General features: G+C 37.8%; 22 protein-coding genes and 5 tRNA genes. 5 read left to right on the forward strand and 22 right to left on the reverse strand.

Annotated elements, in window-relative coordinates; genetic code table 11:
- Nucleotides 1-53 precede the first annotated feature (53 nt).
- The 22 genes from rplL to ACNR9Q_RS16275 all read right to left on the reverse strand — a co-directional run bounded on the left by rplL (nt 54) and on the right by ACNR9Q_RS16275 (nt 13777).
- Nucleotides 54-434, reverse strand: coding sequence for a 50S ribosomal protein L7/L12 (rplL, locus tag ACNR9Q_RS16170; protein WP_419212263.1), 381 nt, complete (start codon nt 432-434; stop codon nt 54-56).
- Between the two features lie 50 nt (nt 435-484).
- Nucleotides 485-1000 (reverse strand): 50S ribosomal protein L10, encoded by a 516-nt coding sequence (rplJ, locus tag ACNR9Q_RS16175; protein WP_419212264.1) that lies wholly within the window; start codon nt 998-1000, stop codon nt 485-487.
- Between the two features lie 26 nt (nt 1001-1026).
- Nucleotides 1027-1716, reverse strand: coding sequence for a 50S ribosomal protein L1 (gene rplA, locus ACNR9Q_RS16180; protein WP_419212265.1), 690 nt, complete (start codon nt 1714-1716; stop codon nt 1027-1029).
- Between the two features lie 18 nt (nt 1717-1734).
- Nucleotides 1735-2172: a 50S ribosomal protein L11 gene (rplK, locus tag ACNR9Q_RS16185; protein WP_419212266.1), complete on the reverse strand. Its 438-nt coding sequence runs from the start codon at nt 2170-2172 to the stop codon at nt 1735-1737.
- A gap of 70 nt (nt 2173-2242) precedes the next feature.
- Nucleotides 2243-2794 (reverse strand): transcription termination/antitermination protein NusG, encoded by a 552-nt coding sequence (gene nusG, locus ACNR9Q_RS16190; RefSeq protein WP_419212267.1) that lies wholly within the window; start codon nt 2792-2794, stop codon nt 2243-2245.
- 11 nt (nt 2795-2805) lie between these two features.
- Nucleotides 2806-2994, reverse strand: coding sequence for a preprotein translocase subunit SecE (gene secE / locus ACNR9Q_RS16195; protein WP_419212268.1), 189 nt, complete (start codon nt 2992-2994; stop codon nt 2806-2808).
- 56 nt (nt 2995-3050) lie between these two features.
- Nucleotides 3051-3126: transfer RNA gene (locus tag ACNR9Q_RS16200), tRNA-Trp, on the reverse strand.
- Between the two features lie 96 nt (nt 3127-3222).
- On the reverse strand, nt 3223-4410 hold the full coding sequence (tuf, locus tag ACNR9Q_RS16205) for an elongation factor Tu (protein WP_419212269.1): 1188 nt from the start codon (nt 4408-4410) through the stop codon (nt 3223-3225).
- A 56-nt stretch (nt 4411-4466) separates the two neighbouring features.
- Nucleotides 4467-4538 (reverse strand) — tRNA-Thr (locus ACNR9Q_RS16210).
- A gap of 72 nt (nt 4539-4610) precedes the next feature.
- Nucleotides 4611-4683 (reverse strand) — tRNA-Gly (locus ACNR9Q_RS16215).
- 49 nt (nt 4684-4732) lie between these two features.
- Nucleotides 4733-4814: transfer RNA gene (locus ACNR9Q_RS16220), tRNA-Tyr, on the reverse strand.
- Between the two features lie 26 nt (nt 4815-4840).
- Nucleotides 4841-4914 (reverse strand) — tRNA-Thr (locus ACNR9Q_RS16225).
- A 102-nt stretch (nt 4915-5016) separates the two neighbouring features.
- A complete protein-coding gene (gene hpf / locus ACNR9Q_RS16230; protein WP_419212270.1) occupies nt 5017-5319 on the reverse strand; it encodes a ribosome hibernation-promoting factor, HPF/YfiA family in 303 nt (100 codons plus the stop codon).
- A gap of 48 nt (nt 5320-5367) precedes the next feature.
- Nucleotides 5368-6258, reverse strand: a complete 891-nt coding sequence (locus tag ACNR9Q_RS16235; RefSeq protein ID WP_419212271.1) for a tyrosine-type recombinase/integrase — start codon at nt 6256-6258, stop codon at nt 5368-5370.
- A gap of 92 nt (nt 6259-6350) precedes the next feature.
- Nucleotides 6351-6545, reverse strand: a complete 195-nt coding sequence (gene rpsU, locus ACNR9Q_RS16240; RefSeq protein WP_419212272.1) for a 30S ribosomal protein S21 — start codon at nt 6543-6545, stop codon at nt 6351-6353.
- 101 nt (nt 6546-6646) lie between these two features.
- A complete protein-coding gene (locus ACNR9Q_RS16245) occupies nt 6647-7816 on the reverse strand; it encodes an acyl-CoA dehydrogenase family protein (RefSeq protein ID WP_419212273.1) in 1170 nt (389 codons plus the stop codon).
- Between the two features lie 9 nt (nt 7817-7825).
- Complete coding sequence (locus tag ACNR9Q_RS16250; protein WP_419212274.1) at nt 7826-8701, reverse strand: ComEA family DNA-binding protein; 876 nt, start codon at nt 8699-8701, stop codon at nt 7826-7828.
- A gap of 12 nt (nt 8702-8713) precedes the next feature.
- On the reverse strand, nt 8714-10783 hold the full coding sequence (locus ACNR9Q_RS16255) for an amino acid carrier protein (RefSeq protein WP_419212275.1): 2070 nt from the start codon (nt 10781-10783) through the stop codon (nt 8714-8716).
- A gap of 99 nt (nt 10784-10882) precedes the next feature.
- On the reverse strand, nt 10883-11890 hold the full coding sequence (locus ACNR9Q_RS16260; RefSeq protein WP_419212276.1) for a potassium channel family protein: 1008 nt from the start codon (nt 11888-11890) through the stop codon (nt 10883-10885).
- Between the two features lie 4 nt (nt 11891-11894).
- Nucleotides 11895-12122, reverse strand: coding sequence for a PspC domain-containing protein (locus ACNR9Q_RS16265; protein WP_419212277.1), 228 nt, complete (start codon nt 12120-12122; stop codon nt 11895-11897).
- 11 nt (nt 12123-12133) lie between these two features.
- The gene (locus tag ACNR9Q_RS16270; RefSeq protein WP_419212278.1) at nt 12134-13411 is read right to left on the reverse strand and encodes a DUF2851 family protein; all 1278 of its coding nucleotides are present in this window, start codon (nt 13409-13411) and stop codon (nt 12134-12136) included.
- 57 nt (nt 13412-13468) lie between these two features.
- Entirely contained in the window at nt 13469-13777 is a 309-nt protein-coding gene (locus tag ACNR9Q_RS16275; protein ID WP_419212279.1) for a rhodanese-like domain-containing protein, read from the reverse strand.
- 138 nt (nt 13778-13915) lie between these two features.
- On the opposite strand from ACNR9Q_RS16275, the gene ACNR9Q_RS16280 reads away from it, so the two are divergent.
- From ACNR9Q_RS16280 to ACNR9Q_RS16300, 5 genes are all read left to right on the forward strand, one after another.
- Nucleotides 13916-14362 (forward strand): MarR family winged helix-turn-helix transcriptional regulator, encoded by a 447-nt coding sequence (locus tag ACNR9Q_RS16280; RefSeq protein ID WP_419212280.1) that lies wholly within the window; start codon nt 13916-13918, stop codon nt 14360-14362.
- A gap of 11 nt (nt 14363-14373) precedes the next feature.
- Nucleotides 14374-15006 (forward strand): NAD(P)H-dependent oxidoreductase, encoded by a 633-nt coding sequence (locus tag ACNR9Q_RS16285; RefSeq protein WP_419212281.1) that lies wholly within the window; start codon nt 14374-14376, stop codon nt 15004-15006.
- 32 nt (nt 15007-15038) lie between these two features.
- Nucleotides 15039-15617 carry a YceI family protein gene (locus ACNR9Q_RS16290; protein ID WP_419212282.1) on the forward strand — a complete coding sequence of 193 codons (579 nt, stop codon included), beginning with the start codon at nt 15039-15041 and terminating at the stop codon, nt 15615-15617.
- A 257-nt stretch (nt 15618-15874) separates the two neighbouring features.
- Entirely contained in the window at nt 15875-17272 is a 1398-nt protein-coding gene (locus tag ACNR9Q_RS16295) for an anthranilate synthase component I family protein (protein WP_419212283.1), read from the forward strand.
- The gene (locus ACNR9Q_RS16300) at nt 17273-17836 is read left to right on the forward strand and encodes an anthranilate synthase component II (protein WP_419212284.1); all 564 of its coding nucleotides are present in this window, start codon (nt 17273-17275) and stop codon (nt 17834-17836) included.
- The last annotated feature ends 27 nt before the right edge of the window (nt 17837-17863 follow it).

A 17863-nucleotide genomic window follows, 5' to 3' on the forward strand; every position in this document is an offset into this window, starting at 1 on the left:
TCTAACCGCAAAAAGCGAAAAGACCTAAACCAAAAATAATATGGTTGTTGCTATTATTTAAGCTCAACTTCTGCTCCTGCTTCTTCCAATGATTTTTTGATACCTTCGGCTTCGTCTTTAGAAACACCTTCCTTAACAGCTTTTGGTGCGCTATCAACGATATCTTTAGCATCTTTCAATCCTAATCCAGTTAATTCCTTAACCAATTTAACCACTGCCAATTTAGAAGCACCAGCAGCTTTCAAAATTACATCGAATTCTGATTTTTCTTCAGCAGCCTCGCCACCTTCAGCAGCACCACCACCAGCGGCAACAGCTACCGCAGCAGCAGCAGGCTCGATACCGTATTCATCTTTTAATATTGTAGCTAACTCGTTTACTTCCTTTACCGTAAGGTTAACCAATTGTTCTGCGAAATCTTTTAAATCTGCCATTTTCTATCGTTTAATAAAATTTTAAAATATACTTAGTTTTTAGTGCGTACTTATCTTTCAGATAATGTTTTAAGGATTCCAGCAAGTTTACCACCGCCAGATTTAAGTCCAGAAATAACATTCTTGGCTGGAGATTGCAATAATCCAATCACTTCACCGATCATTTCTTCTTTCGACTTAATGCTAACCAAAGCATCCAAGTTTTCATCACCTATGTAAATTGCTTCTTGAACAAAAGCTCCTTTTAATAAAGGCTTGTTAGATTTTTTTCTAAAATTCTTTATCAATTTTGCCGGAGCATTGGCAACTTCTGAAAACATTAAAGAGGTATTTCCCTTTAATACTCCCGGTAGTTCACCAAATTCTTTATCAGAAGCTTCCATCGCCTTCGCAAGCAATGTATTTTTTACTACAGCCAGTTTGATATCCGCTTTAAAAGCAGCTCTTCGTAAATCTGAAGTAGCACCGGCATTCAAACCGGAGATATCAGCCAAATAGATTGTGGTACTATTAGCCAACTGCGTAGTCAAATCTTCTATAACCGTTGCTTTTTCTTCTCTTGTCATACTTATAATTTTTAACTAGCAGTTCGTTAAACTGACTTTGGATCTAATTGCAAACTAGGGCTCATCGTACTTGACATGAAAATACTCTTCATGTAAACACCTTTTGCCGCAGTTGGCTTCATCTTATTCAAAGTATCCAATAATTCTTTAGCGTTATCGGCTAATTTATCAGGTGAAAAGGAAGCTTTCCCTATCGCAGCATGTACGATACCTGTCTTATCTACTTTAAAATCTATTTTACCAGCCTTAACTTCAGCTACAGCTTTCGCCACATCCATGGTTACGGTTCCGGTTTTTGGATTGGGCATTAATCCTCGTGGACCCAAAACACGTCCCAAAGGTCCTAGTTTACCCATTACACTCGGCATAGTGATGATTACATCAACATCTGTCCAACCGTTCTTTATTTTATCCAAATATTCATCCAATCCTACATAATCAGCACCTGCTTCTTGAGCTTCTGCTTCCTTATCAGGAGTTACCAAAGCCAAAACCTTTACATCTTTTCCTGTACCATGAGGAAGTGTTACGACCCCACGAACCATTTGATTCGCTTTTCTTGGATCCACGCCCAAACGCACAGCTAAATCAACAGATGCATCAAATTTTGTATTGGTTATCTCTTTTATTAGCGATGAAGCTTCCCCTAAAGAGTATAATTTATCTTTCTCTATTTTGGAGTGTGCTTCCTTTTGCTTCTTAGTTAACTTTGCCATTTAATTGCTTTTAAGATTTTAAAAAGGTTTTTTACCTGACACTTTCATACCCATAGAACGGGCAGTACCCGCTATCATACTCATTGCCGAGTCGATGGTAAATGCATTAAGGTCAACCATTTTATCTTCGGCTATCGCCTTGATTTGGTCCCAGGTAACACTACCTAATTTTACTCTGTTAGGTTCGCCAGATCCTTTTTTAATCTTAGCCACTTCCAATAGCTGAACTGCCGCTGGTGGTGTTTTTACAACGAAGTCGAAAGACTTATCTTTGTAAACGGTGATAACGACTGGTAAAACTTTACCTGGTTTATCCTGCGTACGGGCATTGAACTGCTTGCAGAATTCCATAATGTTAACACCGGCAGCACCTAAGGCGGGTCCAACCGGTGGCGATGGATTCGCTGCACCTCCCCTAACTTGTAGTTTAACTACTTTACCTATTTCTTTTGCCATTGTTTAAAATTAAATTGAAAGCGTGTTCTTGGAAGCAACACCACTTAAATTATTTATGTAACACTTATTATTATACTTTCTCTACTTGCATATAACTAAGCTCTAATGGTGTCTTTCTTCCGAAAATCTTCACCATCACCTCTAGCTTACGCTTTTCTTCATTGATTTTTTCCACAGTACCGTTAAATCCGTTAAACGGACCATCAATAACTTTAACCGTTTCTCCAAACACAAAAGGAATAGCTACGCTATCGGTATTAACGGCCAACTCATCGACCTTACCTAGCATTCTGTTTACTTCATTTCTTCTCAATGGAACAGGGTCACCTCCTTTGGTTTCCCCTAAAAATCCAATAACATTGGTAATTGACCGAATAATATGAACCATTTCTCCTCCCAAATTGGCCTTTATCATGATATAGCCAGGAAAATAAACACGTTCCTTATTGATTTTCTTACCATTTCTTATCTGAACTACCTTCTCCGTTGGAACAAGCACATCCTCTAAATAGTCTGAAAAACCATGACGCTCTACTTCGCTTTCAATGTACCCTTTGATTTTATTCTCTTGACCACTGACCGCCCTTACAACGTACCATTTTTTTTCCAATACTTCTGACATAGAGCTTCCTATTAGTTTAAAACGGCGTTGAAATATAATTTAATCACTTTACTAAAGACCGAATCAACACCCCAAGTCGCCAAAGCAAAAAGGATGGAGAAAACTGCTACGATCACCATTAAATTAGATGTCTCTGAGCGCGGAGGAAGAGTAACATTATTCCTTAACTCTTCTACGGATTCTTTTATATATGTGAACATTTCGATTCTGTTTTACAATTTCAACAAAGAGGATATTTCAAATCCAAATTTTATTGTGGCACGGGAGGAGAGACTCGAACTCCCGACACCTGGTTTTGGAGACCAGTGCTCTACCAACTGAGCTACACCCGTATGAATGGTGATTAAAAAACCACCTATTCTATATTTGCATGTAAAGGTGTCCCGCTGGAGCAGAACACCCTTATACACAATACTCTTTAGATTAAATTAATCTATAATCTTAGTTACCTGTCCAGCACCTACAGTTCTACCACCTTCACGGATAGCGAAACGAAGACCTACGCTCAATGCGATTGGCTGAATCAATTCAACAGTAATTGTAAGGTTATCACCAGGCATTACCATTTCAACACCAGAAGGAAGTGCAATGTTACCTGTTACGTCTGTAGTTCTCACATAGAACTGTGGACGATAGTTATTGTGGAATGGTGTGTGACGACCACCTTCTTCTTTTTTCAATACATAAACCTCTGCTTCAAATTTAGCATGCGGCTTAACAGAACCTGGCTTACAGATTACCATACCACGGCTAATCTGAGACTTCTCAATACCTCTCAACAAGATACCTACGTTATCACCGGCCTCACCTCTGTCTAATATTTTACGGAACATCTCAACCCCAGTAATTGTAGAGTTTAATTTCTCAGCACCCATACCGATAATTTCAACGGCATCACCTGTGTTTGCGATACCTGTTTCAATTCTACCAGTTGCAACAGTACCACGACCTGTAATCGTAAATACATCTTCAACGGGCATCAAGAAATCCTTATCCACATCACGCGCAGGAAGTTCGATCCAAGTATCAACAGCATCCATCAATTCCATCACGGTATCGACCCATTTCTGCTCACCGTTCAAAGCACCTAAAGCAGAACCAGCAATTACAGGACCATTATCCCCATCATACTCATAGAAAGAAAGCAATTCCCTTACCTCCATCTCAACAAGCTCGATCAATTCCTCATCATCAACCATATCCACCTTGTTCATGAATACTACGATTCTTGGAATCCCAACCTGACGACCCAATAATATATGCTCACGAGTTTGAGGCATAGGACCATCTGTAGCGGCAACAACCAATATGGCACCGTCCATTTGAGCAGCACCAGTAACCATGTTCTTTACGTAATCAGCGTGACCTGGACAGTCAACGTGAGCGTAGTGACGGTTAGCTGTAGAATATTCTACGTGCGAAGTATTAATTGTAATACCTCTTTCTTTTTCTTCAGGAGCGTTATCGATAGAATCGAAACTTCTCATTTCAGAAAGACCAGCGTTAGCCAATACCGTAGTAATAGCTGCAGTCAATGTAGTTTTACCGTGATCCACGTGTCCAATGGTACCTATATTTAAGTGTGGTTTGGAACGATCGAAAGTTGCCTTTGCCATGTTTTAATGAATTTTAATCTTAGTTTATATTAGTGTACAATTTCATACCTTAATTGAGCCAATGACGAGAATTGAACTCGTGACCTCTTCCTTACCAAGGAAACGCTCTACCCCTGAGCTACACCGGCGTAAAGTGTTGAATCCATCCCATTAAGACAGATCCTGCCTCCGCAGGAATGACATTTCTGTCATAATTATAGAGCGGGAGACCGGGTTCGAACCGGCGACATTCAGCTTGGAAGGCTGACGCTCTACCAACTGAGCTACTCCCGCTTATAAAAATTACAATATTTCAATTCAAAGTTCCTCAGTTAAAGTTTAGTGGGGAGAGCAGGATTCGAACCTGCGAAGACGTAGTCAGCAGATTTACAGTCTGCCCTCGTTGGCCGCTTGAGTATCTCCCCTCTAACCAATATTTTAAGAACTTTTGAGCCGATAGAGGGACTCGAACCCACGACCTGCTGATTACAAATCAGCTGCTCTAGCCAGCTGAGCTACATCGGCTTGTTCAATGACTTTTCAGTCATAAAAAAGTCCGCTATTTCTAACGGACTGCAAATGTATAGAATTATTTGTTTATTCAAAACAAATTTTAAATTATTTTAATCAAGCTTGTAATCTTATTTTTTGTTTTTGCTTTATAAGTTTTCGTTCCAATGAGCTACAGGCCGAATCTACGGCCTCTTCAAACGATTTGCATTGCTTTTTCACCACAAGTTTATCTTTCGGAATATTGATTTTTATCTCAACAATCTTATTCTCTTTAGAACTCGTATTCTCCACCTTTAAATAAACATCAGAACTGATTACCTTCGAATAAAAGGTTTCCACCTTATCCAATCTATTCTGGAGAAAATTAATCAATTTTCTATCCGCATTAAAATTAACCGATTGTGCATTTACCTTCATATTCAGAAAATTTATGGCCCAAAGTATTTTGGGCAGGTTGAACAATAATTATTTGTTTCCTCTCGGGTGTGCCATCGCATGAACCTTTTTTAATTCGGCTATACTATTATGCGTGTAGACTTGTGTCGATGCCAAACTTGAATGTCCTAAAAGTTCTTTGACCGCATTTAAATCCGCCCCTTTATTCAATAGATGTGTTGCAAAAGTATGCCTAAGTATATGTGGGCTTGTTTTCACCTTTGAAGACACCATTCTAAAGTACCTATTTATTAGCCTATAAACAAGGGTTTCGTAAAATTTATTGCCCGATGAAGTAAGGAATACATAGCCACCATCCTTTATCTCTTCTACCTTTTTTCTTTCCTCTAAATAATCGATGAATTTTTCTTTGGTTTCTGGCAGCATGGGTATAATTCTCTCCTTGTTACGCTTACCCAATACCTTTATGGTCATTTTCTCAAAATTCACGTCGTACAGCTTGAGTTGAATAAGCTCCGCTCTTCGCATTCCTGTGGCATAAAGAATATGAATCAACAATTCATCTCTTTTACCCTCAAAATCATTTGAATATTCTATTGTAGACAAAACCATATCCATCTCTATTTCCGAAAATGGAATTTCCACTTTTTTAGAGGTTTTCAAGGCTTTATGCTTTACTAAAGGATTTATCTCTAAAGATCCTATTCTTTGAAGAAATTTAAAATAGGCTTTTAACGATGCTATCTTTCTATTGATAGACCGATTATTAATGCCGCTTTCAGATAAGCTAACTATCCAATTACGGACCATGTTATAGCCTACCGAATCAATATCTTCAACATCAAATTCCTTACCGCAAAATTCAGCGAACGCTACAACATCACTTTCATATGCCTTGACCGTATGTTTAGAATAGTTCTTTTCAAGTGCCAAATAGGACAAAAATTCTGAGATAACCATAGATTTAAAGGTATCAAACTTTTAGTTCACTTGGGATAGAAGCAAAAAAAATCCCGCTAATTGCGGGATTTTTATTTCATTTAAAACAAAATCTAGATTTCTTCCTGATCTCTTAGACCTTGAATATATTCTGCTTTTTGAATCTGTGCTCTACGCTCAACTGAAGGTTTCGTGAACTGTTGACGCTTACGCAACTGTCTCATTGTACCTGTCTTATCAAACTTACGCTTGAAACGCTTTAAAGCTCTATCGATGTTTTCTCCTTCTTTTACTGGTATTATTAACATGGGCTACAACCTCCTTTCTTTATGATTAAGGCTGCAAATATACTAACTATATTCAATTGAGCAACCCATATCCTATTTTTTAAAAACTTTCTTATTTCGGCTTACACCTTTGCCGGGGTATATTCCTTTTTGTCGATTACCATCTTCGCTATAATTTCCCTTAAGATTTCAGAAGTTCCGCCGCCTATTGGACCGAGCCTACTATCCCTGAAATTACGGGCCATTGGATAATCTTCAATATAACCGTATCCTCCTAAAAATTGCAAACATTCATAGGCCACCTCATCGGCTACCTTAGTGGACTTTAATTTTGAAATGGTCGCTTCTTTAACTACATACTGCCCCCTATCCATTCTATAAGCTACCGAATAATTATATTCTTTGCACATATCTATATCACCATAGAGATCGGCTATCCTATGCCGTAATGCCTGAAATTTATTGATTTTTTTACCGAATGCTTCCCTTTCCGACATATAATTCAACGCATATTCCAGAACATGTTCAGATCTTGCATGCGCGTTGATCCCCATCACCAGTCGCTCAAATGCAAAATGCTCCATGATGTAAGAAAATCCCATTTCCTCTTCACCCATAAGGTTCTCAGCCGGTATTTTAACGTTATCGAAAGCCAATTCAGCGGTGTCTGATGCACGCCAACCTAATTTATTTAATTTATTCGCGGTTACCCCTTCACTTTTTCTATCTACGACAAAAATGCTGATACCCTTATTGCCCAATGAAGGTTCTGTTTTAGCAGCCACAATCATATAATCAGCATGTACCCCATTAGTAATAAAGGTTTTAGAACCATTCAAAATATAATGATCCCCTTTCCTTATTGCAGTTGTTCGCATAGCTGCAACATCACTACCTCCAAAAGGTTCTGATACGCACAAACAACCTATCTTATCACCTTCAACACTCGGACCTAAATAGCGTTTTTTAATATCATCGTTGGCTTCTTTGTTCAAATGCGTCATAGCCAAATAGGTGTGGGCCCAAATGGCTGCCGCAAAGCCACCAGAGTTCACTTTTTGTAATTCTTCTAGAAAAATGACCGTATAAAATAAATCAAGGCCCAGGCCACCATCTTTTGCCGGAGTAGCAAGACCAAAGTAACCCATCTCGCCAAATTTCTTCCAAATAAATCTCTCAATCGTTCCCTCTTCTTCCCACTTATCAATATGTGGAACAACCTCTTTTTGTAGAAAATCTTTCAGGCTTTGCCTGAACAGGTGATGTTCTTCAGTGAAGTACATACTTTGCATAGCTTTTTTTTAGAGCGACAAATATAAAGCAATTCTATCAATCCTTTCCGCCGGAAATCCTTCTATCTTTTTCAATTCGATCAATGAATCGATACCCCCGTTGAGATTACGGTAATCTACGATACGCTGTGCCAAAGATTTTTGCAGATACGTCAATTTTGCCAGTTCTTCCACTGTACCCGTATTCACATTTATCTTCACGATTTTCGGTTTAGTAATCACCTTGAACTCTTTTAAGACTTTTTGCACTACCTCTGGTTCCAAGTAGTAAACGTCATACAATTGCTCGTCAACTAAAAACCCACCTAACTTATCCCTGAATTTTATTATCCTAGCGGATAGCTTCTCCCCGACTCCATTGATACGCCGTAATTCTTCCGCCGTGGCTTTATTTAAATCTTTCGGCTCTACCGCTTTTGATACGGTATATGGTCTATGAAGTGATCTGTCATCACGCTTTTTTGAAGCATTCGTTTTAATCCATTCTGGAAATTTGAAATAAGGTGAAATTAAATTCAACAGCGAATCTGAAACCAAGGTCACTTTTTGAAACTCCTCTTTAGAATTCACAAATTTATCGCCCGCCCTGAAATCATGAAGCCGATCAATCTCATCAATGGACATTCCCAAGGCATATCCTTTGTAATCTGTAATGAAATTTGGATTAAAAGGAAATATTTTAATGGAATCTACTTTAAACGCTAACTTTTTCAATGAGTCGACCTTTTCTTGGGTCTCCCCATCAAAAATCAAAAGATCAGATTCTTTGATTTTCATAGCATCGTAGAAGAAATAGCCGACCTGAATTACAATTAGAAAAAATAACAAAAAGAAAATCCCACTTCGTTCTTGCTTATTGAACTTGAAGTGGGATTTAAAATTCATTGACACTTTTAATTACTTAACCCTCTCTTGTTTTTTGAACAATTTGTTCGCTTTCAAATCTTGTAAATATTTACCTAAATCCTTTTTAACTTCACCCGACATGATATACAATCCGATTATGTTGGGGAAGGACATGGCCAATATCATCATATCCGAAAAATCTAGTACCGCACCCAAACTCACCGATGCACCAATCACTACAAATACCAAGAAAAACATTTTATAAACAAATTCTGTTCTTTTGCTTTTTCCAAAAAGATAAGTCCAAGCTCTCATTCCATAATAAGACCAAGAAATCATGGTGGAAAACGCAAAAAGGAATACAGCTAAAGCCAATATATAAGGAAACCATGAAATTTGACTCCCGAAAGCATCAGAAGTCAATTGCGCACCTGCCATGCCTTCAACTTCGTGCATACCTGTGAAAATTAGAACTAAAGCAGTAAGCGTACAAACTACAACAGTATCGATAAATGGCTCCAACAAAGCCACAAAACCTTCGGATGGTGGATGATTGGTTTTGGCGGTACTATGTGCAATAGCCGCTGAGCCAACTCCTGCCTCATTCGAGAAGGCGGCCCGTTGAAACCCCACGACCAGCACCCCGATAATCCCCCCTTTCAAAGCTGATGGGTTAAAAGCTCCTTCAAAAATTGCAGAAAATGCAGGGCCGATATTCTGAATATTCATAATGATTACAGCCAATGCAGCTACAATATATATAGACGCCATAATGGGCACTACTTTACCGGTAACATTGGCAATACTATTGATACCCCCTATAATTACAACGCCTACTAAAACCGCCGTAACAATACCAAACCAAAAGCCATTACCTGCCAATGCCGGGAATTGTCCGGCCAATTGCTCAAAAGATTGATTCGCTTGAAACATATTTCCCCCACCAAAAGAAGCGCCAACAGCAAGAACAGCAAAAACACCCGCAAGCACTTTACCGATACCTTTCATGTTCCTTTTTTCTAGACCATATCTCAAATAATTCATTGGTCCTCCAAAAACACGACCATCAGGTAAAATATTTCTATACTTCACCCCTAATGTACATTCCACGAATTTTGAGGACATCCCTAAAAGACCACAAACAACCATCCAAAAAGTAGCTCCAGCACCACCTAGCGAAACTGCCACCGCAACCCCTGCAATGTTGCCAAGACCTACAGTACCCGAAACGGCCGTAGCCAAGGCCTGAAAATGTGTTACTTGTCCCGGCGCATTTGGATCGTCATATTTCCCTTTTGCCAAATCAATAGAGTGTTTAAATCCTCTAATGTTAATAAAACCCATTCTAATGGTAAAGAAAGTAGCGCCCAATACAAGCCAAATCACAATAAAAGGTATACCCTTTTCTACTGGATCCCCATTAGGATGGGTGATCACAACTGGCTCATCATAAGTTACAGAAGCAAAAAAATGGGCCCCCTGCTCGATGACATGTTTTTGATTATTGGAATTATAAATCACATCACCTTCATCGGTCAAATGTTTTAAAGTTCCAGTAGCGTTAGAAACTATTGTTTCATCTGCACTTTTTTCGTTGGATATAACAGCGATAGCCTCACCTTTTTTAACTTTTGCGTCTTCAGGTTTTAACCATTTCTTTAAAACGTATTTGTTCTCCATATCGGGCGACCAGTTTGGAATAGGAATTCTGGTCTTATCAGCATAAGCGACAGGGTCATAAATTCCTAATGCCGCGAATGGGTCCCAAAAAAGGACTGAACCAAGTGCAGACACGGCCGGTGTCATCGCTCCGTTGAAAACTTCTGTTATAGCCTCAGTTTTCACCGTAAAGACTTTAGTAACCGATGCCCCTTTTGCGTCTGTAACAATTACGGAATAACTAACACCCTCTACTAACCCCTCTGCTCTTTTTGAAGATTTAGGGGTATCTTGATTACTCCATTTAAAATCGTAAGGTGGAGTTCCTCCTTCAACAGACAACTCTATAACTCCATCATTGATCTGCGAAGAAGGGTTATACGTTTTACCCGTTACGGTAAGTTCTTGGGAAAAACAAAATGCCATTGAAAAAAAGGCAAGAAGTAAAATAGATAGCTTCATTCTTTAGGTTTAGATTAGTCTTGATTTTGGATCAGTTAAGTTAAACCGACAATATCTTAAAAATAATGGATGCAATCAAATATTAATGCATAAAGATTATTATTCTAGATGGAACATCTTATTCAACTTTTTTATTTGCTCGGGTCGTCCCAAAACAATGACCTTACTTTTTGGCTGCAATTTTAAATCTGCTTCAGGGTTTATGGTATACTTACCATCTGGGGAGATATACCCTATAATGGTACAACCTGTTTTGTTGCGTAGATCTAAATCTCTAAGGGAATTATATTCAATTTGATTGGAAAAGTCTTCAATGGCCACTTCCTCCAAATTTGTGGTATTCTCCCCTTCCATTGAAAGTTTGTCCATAAAGGTAATCAAATCGGGCATCACCACTAAAGATGCCATATGGTCCCCTCCTATCTTATCGGGCATGATGACCTTGTTCGCCCCCGCTAGGAACAACTTCTTTTGGGAATTTACCAAAGAAGCCCTGCTGATAATAAATAAATCTTTTTTCAATTGTCTTGCGGATAGTACAACGAAGAGGTTCGCCGCATCATCGGGAAGCGCGGCAATTAAATATTGGGCCCTTTCTATACCAGCTTCCAATAATATAGCATCATCATTGGCATCTCCTTCAATGAATAAAACTTCGTCACCATAGCGCTCTATTATTTCCTTATCCTTTTCTATGACCACAAATGGTTTCTTATAGGCTTTCAATTTTTCGGCCGCCTGCATACCATTTCTACCGAAACCACAGAGTACCACATGCTGGTTCAACCTTTCTATGATATTTTTCATTTTCTTCTTTTTTAATAATTCTAAGGAATTTCGACCCAGAACATATTCGGTTATAACGGAAATAGCAAAACCTAATATGAAAACACTGGTTACGATTAATATTATCGTGAATATCTTTCCCTCCGGTCCCATAGGCCTTACCTCGGAAAAACCAACGGTCGTTACCGTAATTATGGTCATGTACAATGCATCTATCCAGGAATAGTCACAAATAAATCGATATCCCAATACCCCAAAGGCCATAACCATAACCATTAAGGCAAGAGCTAAATATATTTTTGAACGGAATAGTTGCCTCATAATTTCATAAGTCAAAAACAGAGGTACGCTTGGTATAAACCAAATCTTTGATTCTTAGCCAGAACGCTAAGAAAAGATAAAGGGCGAAACCAAAACCTAAGGTTACGAATGTGAGGTAAATGAACGAGGTACGAACTACCCTTGCCCTTATTCCTAATCGTTCGGCAATTCTACCACAGACCTCAAACCCCCTTTTTTGAAAGTAATGTAATAAATTATAGAATAGATTCATGATGCATAAAATTAGACTTTTATATTCATTAAATGGGCACCAATCGCACAATGCAAACATTTGTCCTTTGTACAGTATTCATTGTATAATTGAAGATAACCTTGGCTTTCTTTTGCGCCGCTAATAGGAATATTCAATTTTCTGAAATTTTCTACGATCCTGTTTTGCTCCATTTTTATAAACGACATCGTTTTAAATAGGGTTTCATTGTCCAAGCTTCCTTTATAACGCTTGTAACAAAACTTCAATGGGACTATGGTATTGATCATAATCAAATCCAAAAAAGATTTTGACAGCCTTTTACTGGTTTTCTTCGAAGTTTTACCAAAAGTGTAATGCGTTTCCCAATATTCACTTGTACCTAACGAGAATATTTCAGATAAATCAGAGGAATTATTCTCTATTAGAACATGAAAAAGGTTAGTATTAGCTGCATATACCATTGCTAATTGTGATAATCTGATTGTGGGGAAATTGAAGGGCCTTAGTTTGAAAAATTCTGGAGACCCATATAATGATCTAAGTTCATACTTATGCTTTAAAAAAGAATATTCCTTTTTCAAATTTTGATGGTATTCATCCGCCTCAAGCATATCATTTAAAAATCCTGCTTGGCCCATAAATAGGCTTTCCATTTCTATAGGCTTTCCATGCAGCTTTCGTACAATCGAAAAATCGATGGATTTTCCAATTTCCAAAAATAACTCCCCGTTGATTTTTGATCCAAAATTTTTTAAAAGCATCAAGAACAAAACGTGTTCCCAATCGTTATGGGTCAGCTTTAATAATTCATCGATATAAATCGATTTTTGTTCAAGCCTTTCTACAAAAAGTCTGTCCAACCAATTTCCCCGAATAAATTCATCTACTTGATTAATTTCTTTTTCACAATTTATGAATTTATAGTTTCTAGCATCGAAAAGCTGCTGATAGGTTGCTAAAACTTCTTGGGCAATATAGTGTCTCAATGCCAGCGTAGGTATTTGAGATCCATCTTTTCTAAAAACCGACACATCATCATCCCAAACCACATGTAAAATCACATTGTCATAATTGGCGTCTACTTGATGATTATGTGCATACCAATCTGAAGATTTTATGTGGATCTCAACATTACCGGCCCAAAGCTGTCCGTCCAACTCTAATTTAGAATTGAAAAAATCAGGTCCACTTAAGCGATTGTGAGTACCTGTAGTTTTTACAAAAATAGATTCTCCGGTTGTCGTCTTTAAACCGGCAACCGGATATTTTCTATACAACCAAACAAAATGAAGTAAGTCTTCCTTCATTCTATAAAAATAAAAAACCCGCCAATAAGCGGGTCAAAAATTATACTGTATTTTACATTAGGCGGTTTCACCTTCCCAGTTCATAAAACCTCCTTGCAAATTAAATGCATTTTCAAAACCTATACTGTTCATAATGGCACAGGCTTGGCCACTTCTGTTTCCTGACCTACAATACACGTAATAGTTCTTTGTCTTATCAAGTTTTTCTAATTCGTTGACGAATTCCTGGCCTTTATAAATGTCAATGTTAATGGAATTAGGGATGATACCATCCTCTACTTCCTCTTCGGTTCTTACATCCAAAATAACCGCATTAGCATCTTTAGCTAATTGCTCTTCCCATTCTTCTTGTGATAAATCTGCCATACTTAAAATATTGAGCCGTAAAATTAATTGATTTTTATTAAATGGATAGGTTAAATCTTTTAACAAAAAATTAATGAGACAAATTAAATAAAATTTAAAAAACATATATACATTTGTACATACAAATATTGTATCTACATGAATGTTGAAGAGATTATAAAGACTCAAAATGAAATTCCGTTATTTAAACGGACAATCATTCATATGTCATTGGTAATCAATAAAATTGATGAAGAAATAGCAAGTAGCTTAAAACCTTTTGAAATATCGATTCAACAATTCAATGTATTAAGTATTCTGAGGGGTCAAAAAGGAAACCCCGCCAATCTTTCAACGATTAATGAAAGAATGGTTTCAAAAATGAGTAATACCACTAGACTGGTCGATAAACTCATTTTAAAAGGATATGTAGACAGAAGGGTCTGCAAACAAAACAGAAGAAAGGTAGAAATTTTCATTACTGCATCTGGATTGGACATTTTGAATGAAGTCGACGGAATACTTATGGAAACAGAAAAGAGCATTCTTAGAAATTTCAACGATGCTGAATTAAAGGATTTAAATAAATTATTAAATAAATTTTAGGATAAACACGCATGAAAAACGTACTAGATAAATTGAACTGGCGTTATGCCACCAAAAAATTTGACCCTTCTAAAAAAGTAAGCAAAGAAGATTTGGGCACTTTATTAGAAGCCGCGAGAATGACAGCCTCATCTTATGGATTGCAACCGTATCACTTTTTCGTAGTTGAAGATGACAAAGTCAGGGCTACATTGAGAAAAGCGTCCTGGGATCAACCACAAATTACTGATTCTTCTTACCTTTTAGTTCTAGCCAATAAGCCTACATTCGACGAAAGTTTAGTCGATAATTTCATAGACAACATCGTTGATGTACGTGGTATTGCCAAAGAAGATTTGGCCGGTTACGAGCAAATGATGAAAGGTGCGCTTATGGGACTTACAGATGCTCAAAAAGCATCGTGGACGTCAAGTCAAGCCTATATCGCTCTTGGTAATTTATTGACCATAGCTGCAGAAATGGGAATAGACACATGCCCTATGGAAGGTTTTGACAAAGCTCAATACAATGAAATTTTAGGATTAACAGAAAAAAACTTGAACGCTGCAGTGGTTTTGGCTATTGGCTACCGTTCAGAAGAAGACGAAACACAACATTATCCTAAAGTAAGATATTCTAAAGAGAATTTAATTACACATATATAAATACTAATCACAAACATTTAAAAATTAAAAACATGAAAAAATCAATAGTAAGTATCGCGTTAGTTACATTTTTTGGAGTATCTGCATTTGCCTCAACCCCAATTGAAAAAGAAAAAAAACAAGTTAAAGTGAGCGAGAGCACTGTAACTTGGAAGGGATACAAAGTAACAGGCTCTCATGAAGGTACCATTGACCTAAAGTCAGGATACCTTGAAATGGAAAATGGAAAATTGACAGGAGGCGAATTTGTAGTGGACATGACGTCCATTAACAATACAGATTTGGATGCCGATTCTCAAGGAAAATTAGAAGGACATTTAAAGTCTGATGATTTCTTTGGTGTAGCTAATCACCCCACTGCAAAATTGGTATTTACTTCTGTGAAGCCAATGAACAAAGATTCGTATACCGTAACAGGAGATTTAACTATTAAAGAAACCACAAAGCCGATCACTTTTGTCGTTTCAGTTTATAAGAATAAAGCTACCGCTACCATGAAAATTGATAGAGCTGAATATGACGTACGCTATGGTTCTGGTAGCTTTTTTGATAATTTAGGTGATAAGACCATTTATGACGAATTTGACTTGGTAGTAGATTTAGCCCTATAATCACGCTTATTTCCCAAGTTAATTTTAGTGTTTAGAAATCCCTTTGAGTATTTTTCAAAGGGATTTTTAATTTTCGTGCAACTAAAGTTTGTTGATATTAAATTCCTTTTTATATTTGAACTTCAATGAAGAATTTAATTGTAAATACTTGGTGGTGGAACAACTTACGAAAAACATCGTGAGCTAAGCATCATTGTAGTAGAACTATATAAAGGCTTGTCATCACGACAAGCCTTCCTTATTTTAAAAAAACACCAATGGCCTATCAACTTAAGACATCTTATAAAAAAATCCTTGCCGATACCATGACCCCGGTTAGCGTCTATCTAAAAATCAGGGACCGTTTTCCAAATAGCATTCTTCTGGAAAGTAGTGACTATCATGCAAATGACAATAGTTTCTCCTATATCTGCTGCAATCCTATCGCATACATTAAAGTTGAAAATGAAGTAATCACAAAACAATTTCCTGATGGAACGCTCGAAGAATCATGTATTAACAATGATACAGATGTTGTAGAAATCATCGATGCCTTTAGTAAAGCTTTTAAGGCAGATACCAACGACTTTAAATTTATAAACAACGGTGTCTTCGGCTACATGGCCTACGATGCAGTACGTTATTTCGAGGATGTGGAACTTAAGGTCAAGGACAATTCGATCCACATACCGGATATTTATTATGCGGTTTATCAAAATATTATTGCCATTAATCACTTTAAGAACGAGGCTTATCTTTTTGCTCATTGTTATAAAACGGAAAACAACATTCCAGAACTGGAACAGCTTTTAAACGTCCGCAATTTTGCGACCTATAACTTCAAAATTGAGGGAAAGCGACAATCTAATCTTGAAGATGAAGCGTACAAGCAACAGGTTGAGTTGGCAAAAAAACACTGTCAACGGGGTGATGTTTTTCAATTAGTTCTGAGCCGACGGTTTTCTCAAGGTTTTAAAGGGGATGAATTTAATGTCTATAGGGCATTGCGATCGGTGAATCCTTCTCCTTACCTCTTCTATTTTGATTATGGCGACTTTAAAATCTTTGGCAGTTCTCCTGAAGCACAACTGATCGTAAGTGATGGAAAAGCGGAAATACACCCCATTGCCGGAACCTTTAAAAGAACCGGCAATGATGAGCAGGATGCCGAACTGGCCAAAAAATTAAAGGCCGATGATAAGGAAAATAGTGAACATGTTATGTTGGTCGATTTGGCCCGTAACGATTTGAGTAGAAACGGCAACGTGGTACAAGTAGAAAATTACAGGGAGGTTCAATTTTTTTCACACGTCATTCACCTGGTCTCCAAAGTCACTGGAATGAAAAAAAGTGAAATCCCGACCATGAAAGTGGTAGCCGACACCTTCCCTGCGGGGACCCTAAGCGGGGCACCAAAGCACATGGCCATGCAATTAATCGAAAAATATGAGAAAACGAGTCGGGGTTATTACGGTGGCGCCATCGGCTTTATGGATTTCAATGGTAACTTTAACCACGCCATTATGATCCGAACCTTTCTAAGCAAAAACCACCAATTACACTATCAAGCAGGAGCAGGATTGGTCGCTGCATCGAACCCAGAAAACGAATTACAGGAAACCTACAATAAATTGGGCGCATTGACCAAGGCATTGGAAATAGCGGAGGACATTTAAATGAAGAAAATATTAGTCATAGACAACTACGATAGTTTCACCTACAATCTTGTACATTATTTAGAAGAACTAGGTTGCGAGGTTATCGTTAAACGTAACGACCAACTCACCTTGGAAGAGGTAGACGCTTTTGAAAAAATCGTCCTCTCCCCAGGACCAGGAATTCCTGATGAGGCCGGCTTATTGAAACAGATCATCTCAAAATACGCCCCTACCAAAAGTATTTTCGGCGTTTGCCTGGGACAACAGGCCATAGCCGAAGTTTTTGGTGGTTCATTAATTAATTTGGATCAAGTGTATCACGGTATTGCCACGAAAATTAAGGTTATCAAAGATGATTTGCTATTCGAAGGAATTCCAAAAGAAATTGAAGTAGGCCGATATCACTCTTGGGTGGTCGACCCAACATTACCGGATGTTTTGGAAGCTACCTCCATGGATGAAAACGGACAAGTAATGTCCCTACGCCATAAATCCTATGATGTTTGTGCGGTACAGTTTCATCCTGAATCGGTTTTAACGCCACACGGTAAAAAAATGTTGGAGAATTGGTTAAAGCGCTAATGGGCAGCATTTAGTAATGAGTACAAA

Source organism: Maribacter sp. X9, from assembly GCF_048537565.1.
In the GTDB taxonomy this organism is placed as follows: domain Bacteria; phylum Bacteroidota; class Bacteroidia; order Flavobacteriales; family Flavobacteriaceae; genus Maribacter.

Coding starts and splice junctions, on each gene's coding strand:
- ACNR9Q_RS16280 (WP_419212280.1), top strand. CDS start 13,916: ATGAATGTTGAAGAGATTATAAAGACTCAAAATGAAATTCCGTTATTT.
- tuf (WP_419212269.1), bottom strand. CDS start 4,410: ATGGCAAAGGCAACTTTCGATCGTTCCAAACCACACTTAAATATAGGT.
- ACNR9Q_RS16275 (WP_419212279.1), bottom strand. CDS start 13,777: ATGGCAGATTTATCACAAGAAGAATGGGAAGAGCAATTAGCTAAAGAT.
- ACNR9Q_RS16245 (WP_419212273.1), bottom strand. CDS start 7,816: ATGCAAAGTATGTACTTCACTGAAGAACATCACCTGTTCAGGCAAAGC.
- ACNR9Q_RS16255 (WP_419212275.1), bottom strand. CDS start 10,783: ATGAAGCTATCTATTTTACTTCTTGCCTTTTTTTCAATGGCATTTTGT.
- secE (WP_419212268.1), bottom strand. CDS start 2,994: ATGTTCACATATATAAAAGAATCCGTAGAAGAGTTAAGGAATAATGTT.
- rplJ (WP_419212264.1), bottom strand. CDS start 1,000: ATGACAAGAGAAGAAAAAGCAACGGTTATAGAAGATTTGACTACGCAG.
- rpsU (WP_419212272.1), bottom strand. CDS start 6,545: ATGTTAATAATACCAGTAAAAGAAGGAGAAAACATCGATAGAGCTTTA.
- ACNR9Q_RS16260 (WP_419212276.1), bottom strand. CDS start 11,890: ATGAGGCAACTATTCCGTTCAAAAATATATTTAGCTCTTGCCTTAATG.
- ACNR9Q_RS16285 (WP_419212281.1), top strand. CDS start 14,374: ATGAAAAACGTACTAGATAAATTGAACTGGCGTTATGCCACCAAAAAA.
- ACNR9Q_RS16270 (WP_419212278.1), bottom strand. CDS start 13,411: ATGAAGGAAGACTTACTTCATTTTGTTTGGTTGTATAGAAAATATCCG.
- ACNR9Q_RS16235 (WP_419212271.1), bottom strand. CDS start 6,258: ATGGTTATCTCAGAATTTTTGTCCTATTTGGCACTTGAAAAGAACTAT.
- ACNR9Q_RS16250 (WP_419212274.1), bottom strand. CDS start 8,701: ATGAATTTTAAATCCCACTTCAAGTTCAATAAGCAAGAACGAAGTGGG.
- ACNR9Q_RS16300 (WP_419212284.1), top strand. CDS start 17,273: ATGAAGAAAATATTAGTCATAGACAACTACGATAGTTTCACCTACAAT.
- hpf (WP_419212270.1), bottom strand. CDS start 5,319: ATGAAGGTAAATGCACAATCGGTTAATTTTAATGCGGATAGAAAATTG.
- rplA (WP_419212265.1), bottom strand. CDS start 1,716: ATGGCAAAGTTAACTAAGAAGCAAAAGGAAGCACACTCCAAAATAGAG.
- ACNR9Q_RS16290 (WP_419212282.1), top strand. CDS start 15,039: ATGAAAAAATCAATAGTAAGTATCGCGTTAGTTACATTTTTTGGAGTA.
- ACNR9Q_RS16295 (WP_419212283.1), top strand. CDS start 15,875: ATGGCCTATCAACTTAAGACATCTTATAAAAAAATCCTTGCCGATACC.
- rplK (WP_419212266.1), bottom strand. CDS start 2,172: ATGGCAAAAGAAATAGGTAAAGTAGTTAAACTACAAGTTAGGGGAGGT.
- ACNR9Q_RS16265 (WP_419212277.1), bottom strand. CDS start 12,122: ATGAATCTATTCTATAATTTATTACATTACTTTCAAAAAAGGGGGTTT.
- nusG (WP_419212267.1), bottom strand. CDS start 2,794: ATGTCAGAAGTATTGGAAAAAAAATGGTACGTTGTAAGGGCGGTCAGT.
- rplL (WP_419212263.1), bottom strand. CDS start 434: ATGGCAGATTTAAAAGATTTCGCAGAACAATTGGTTAACCTTACGGTA.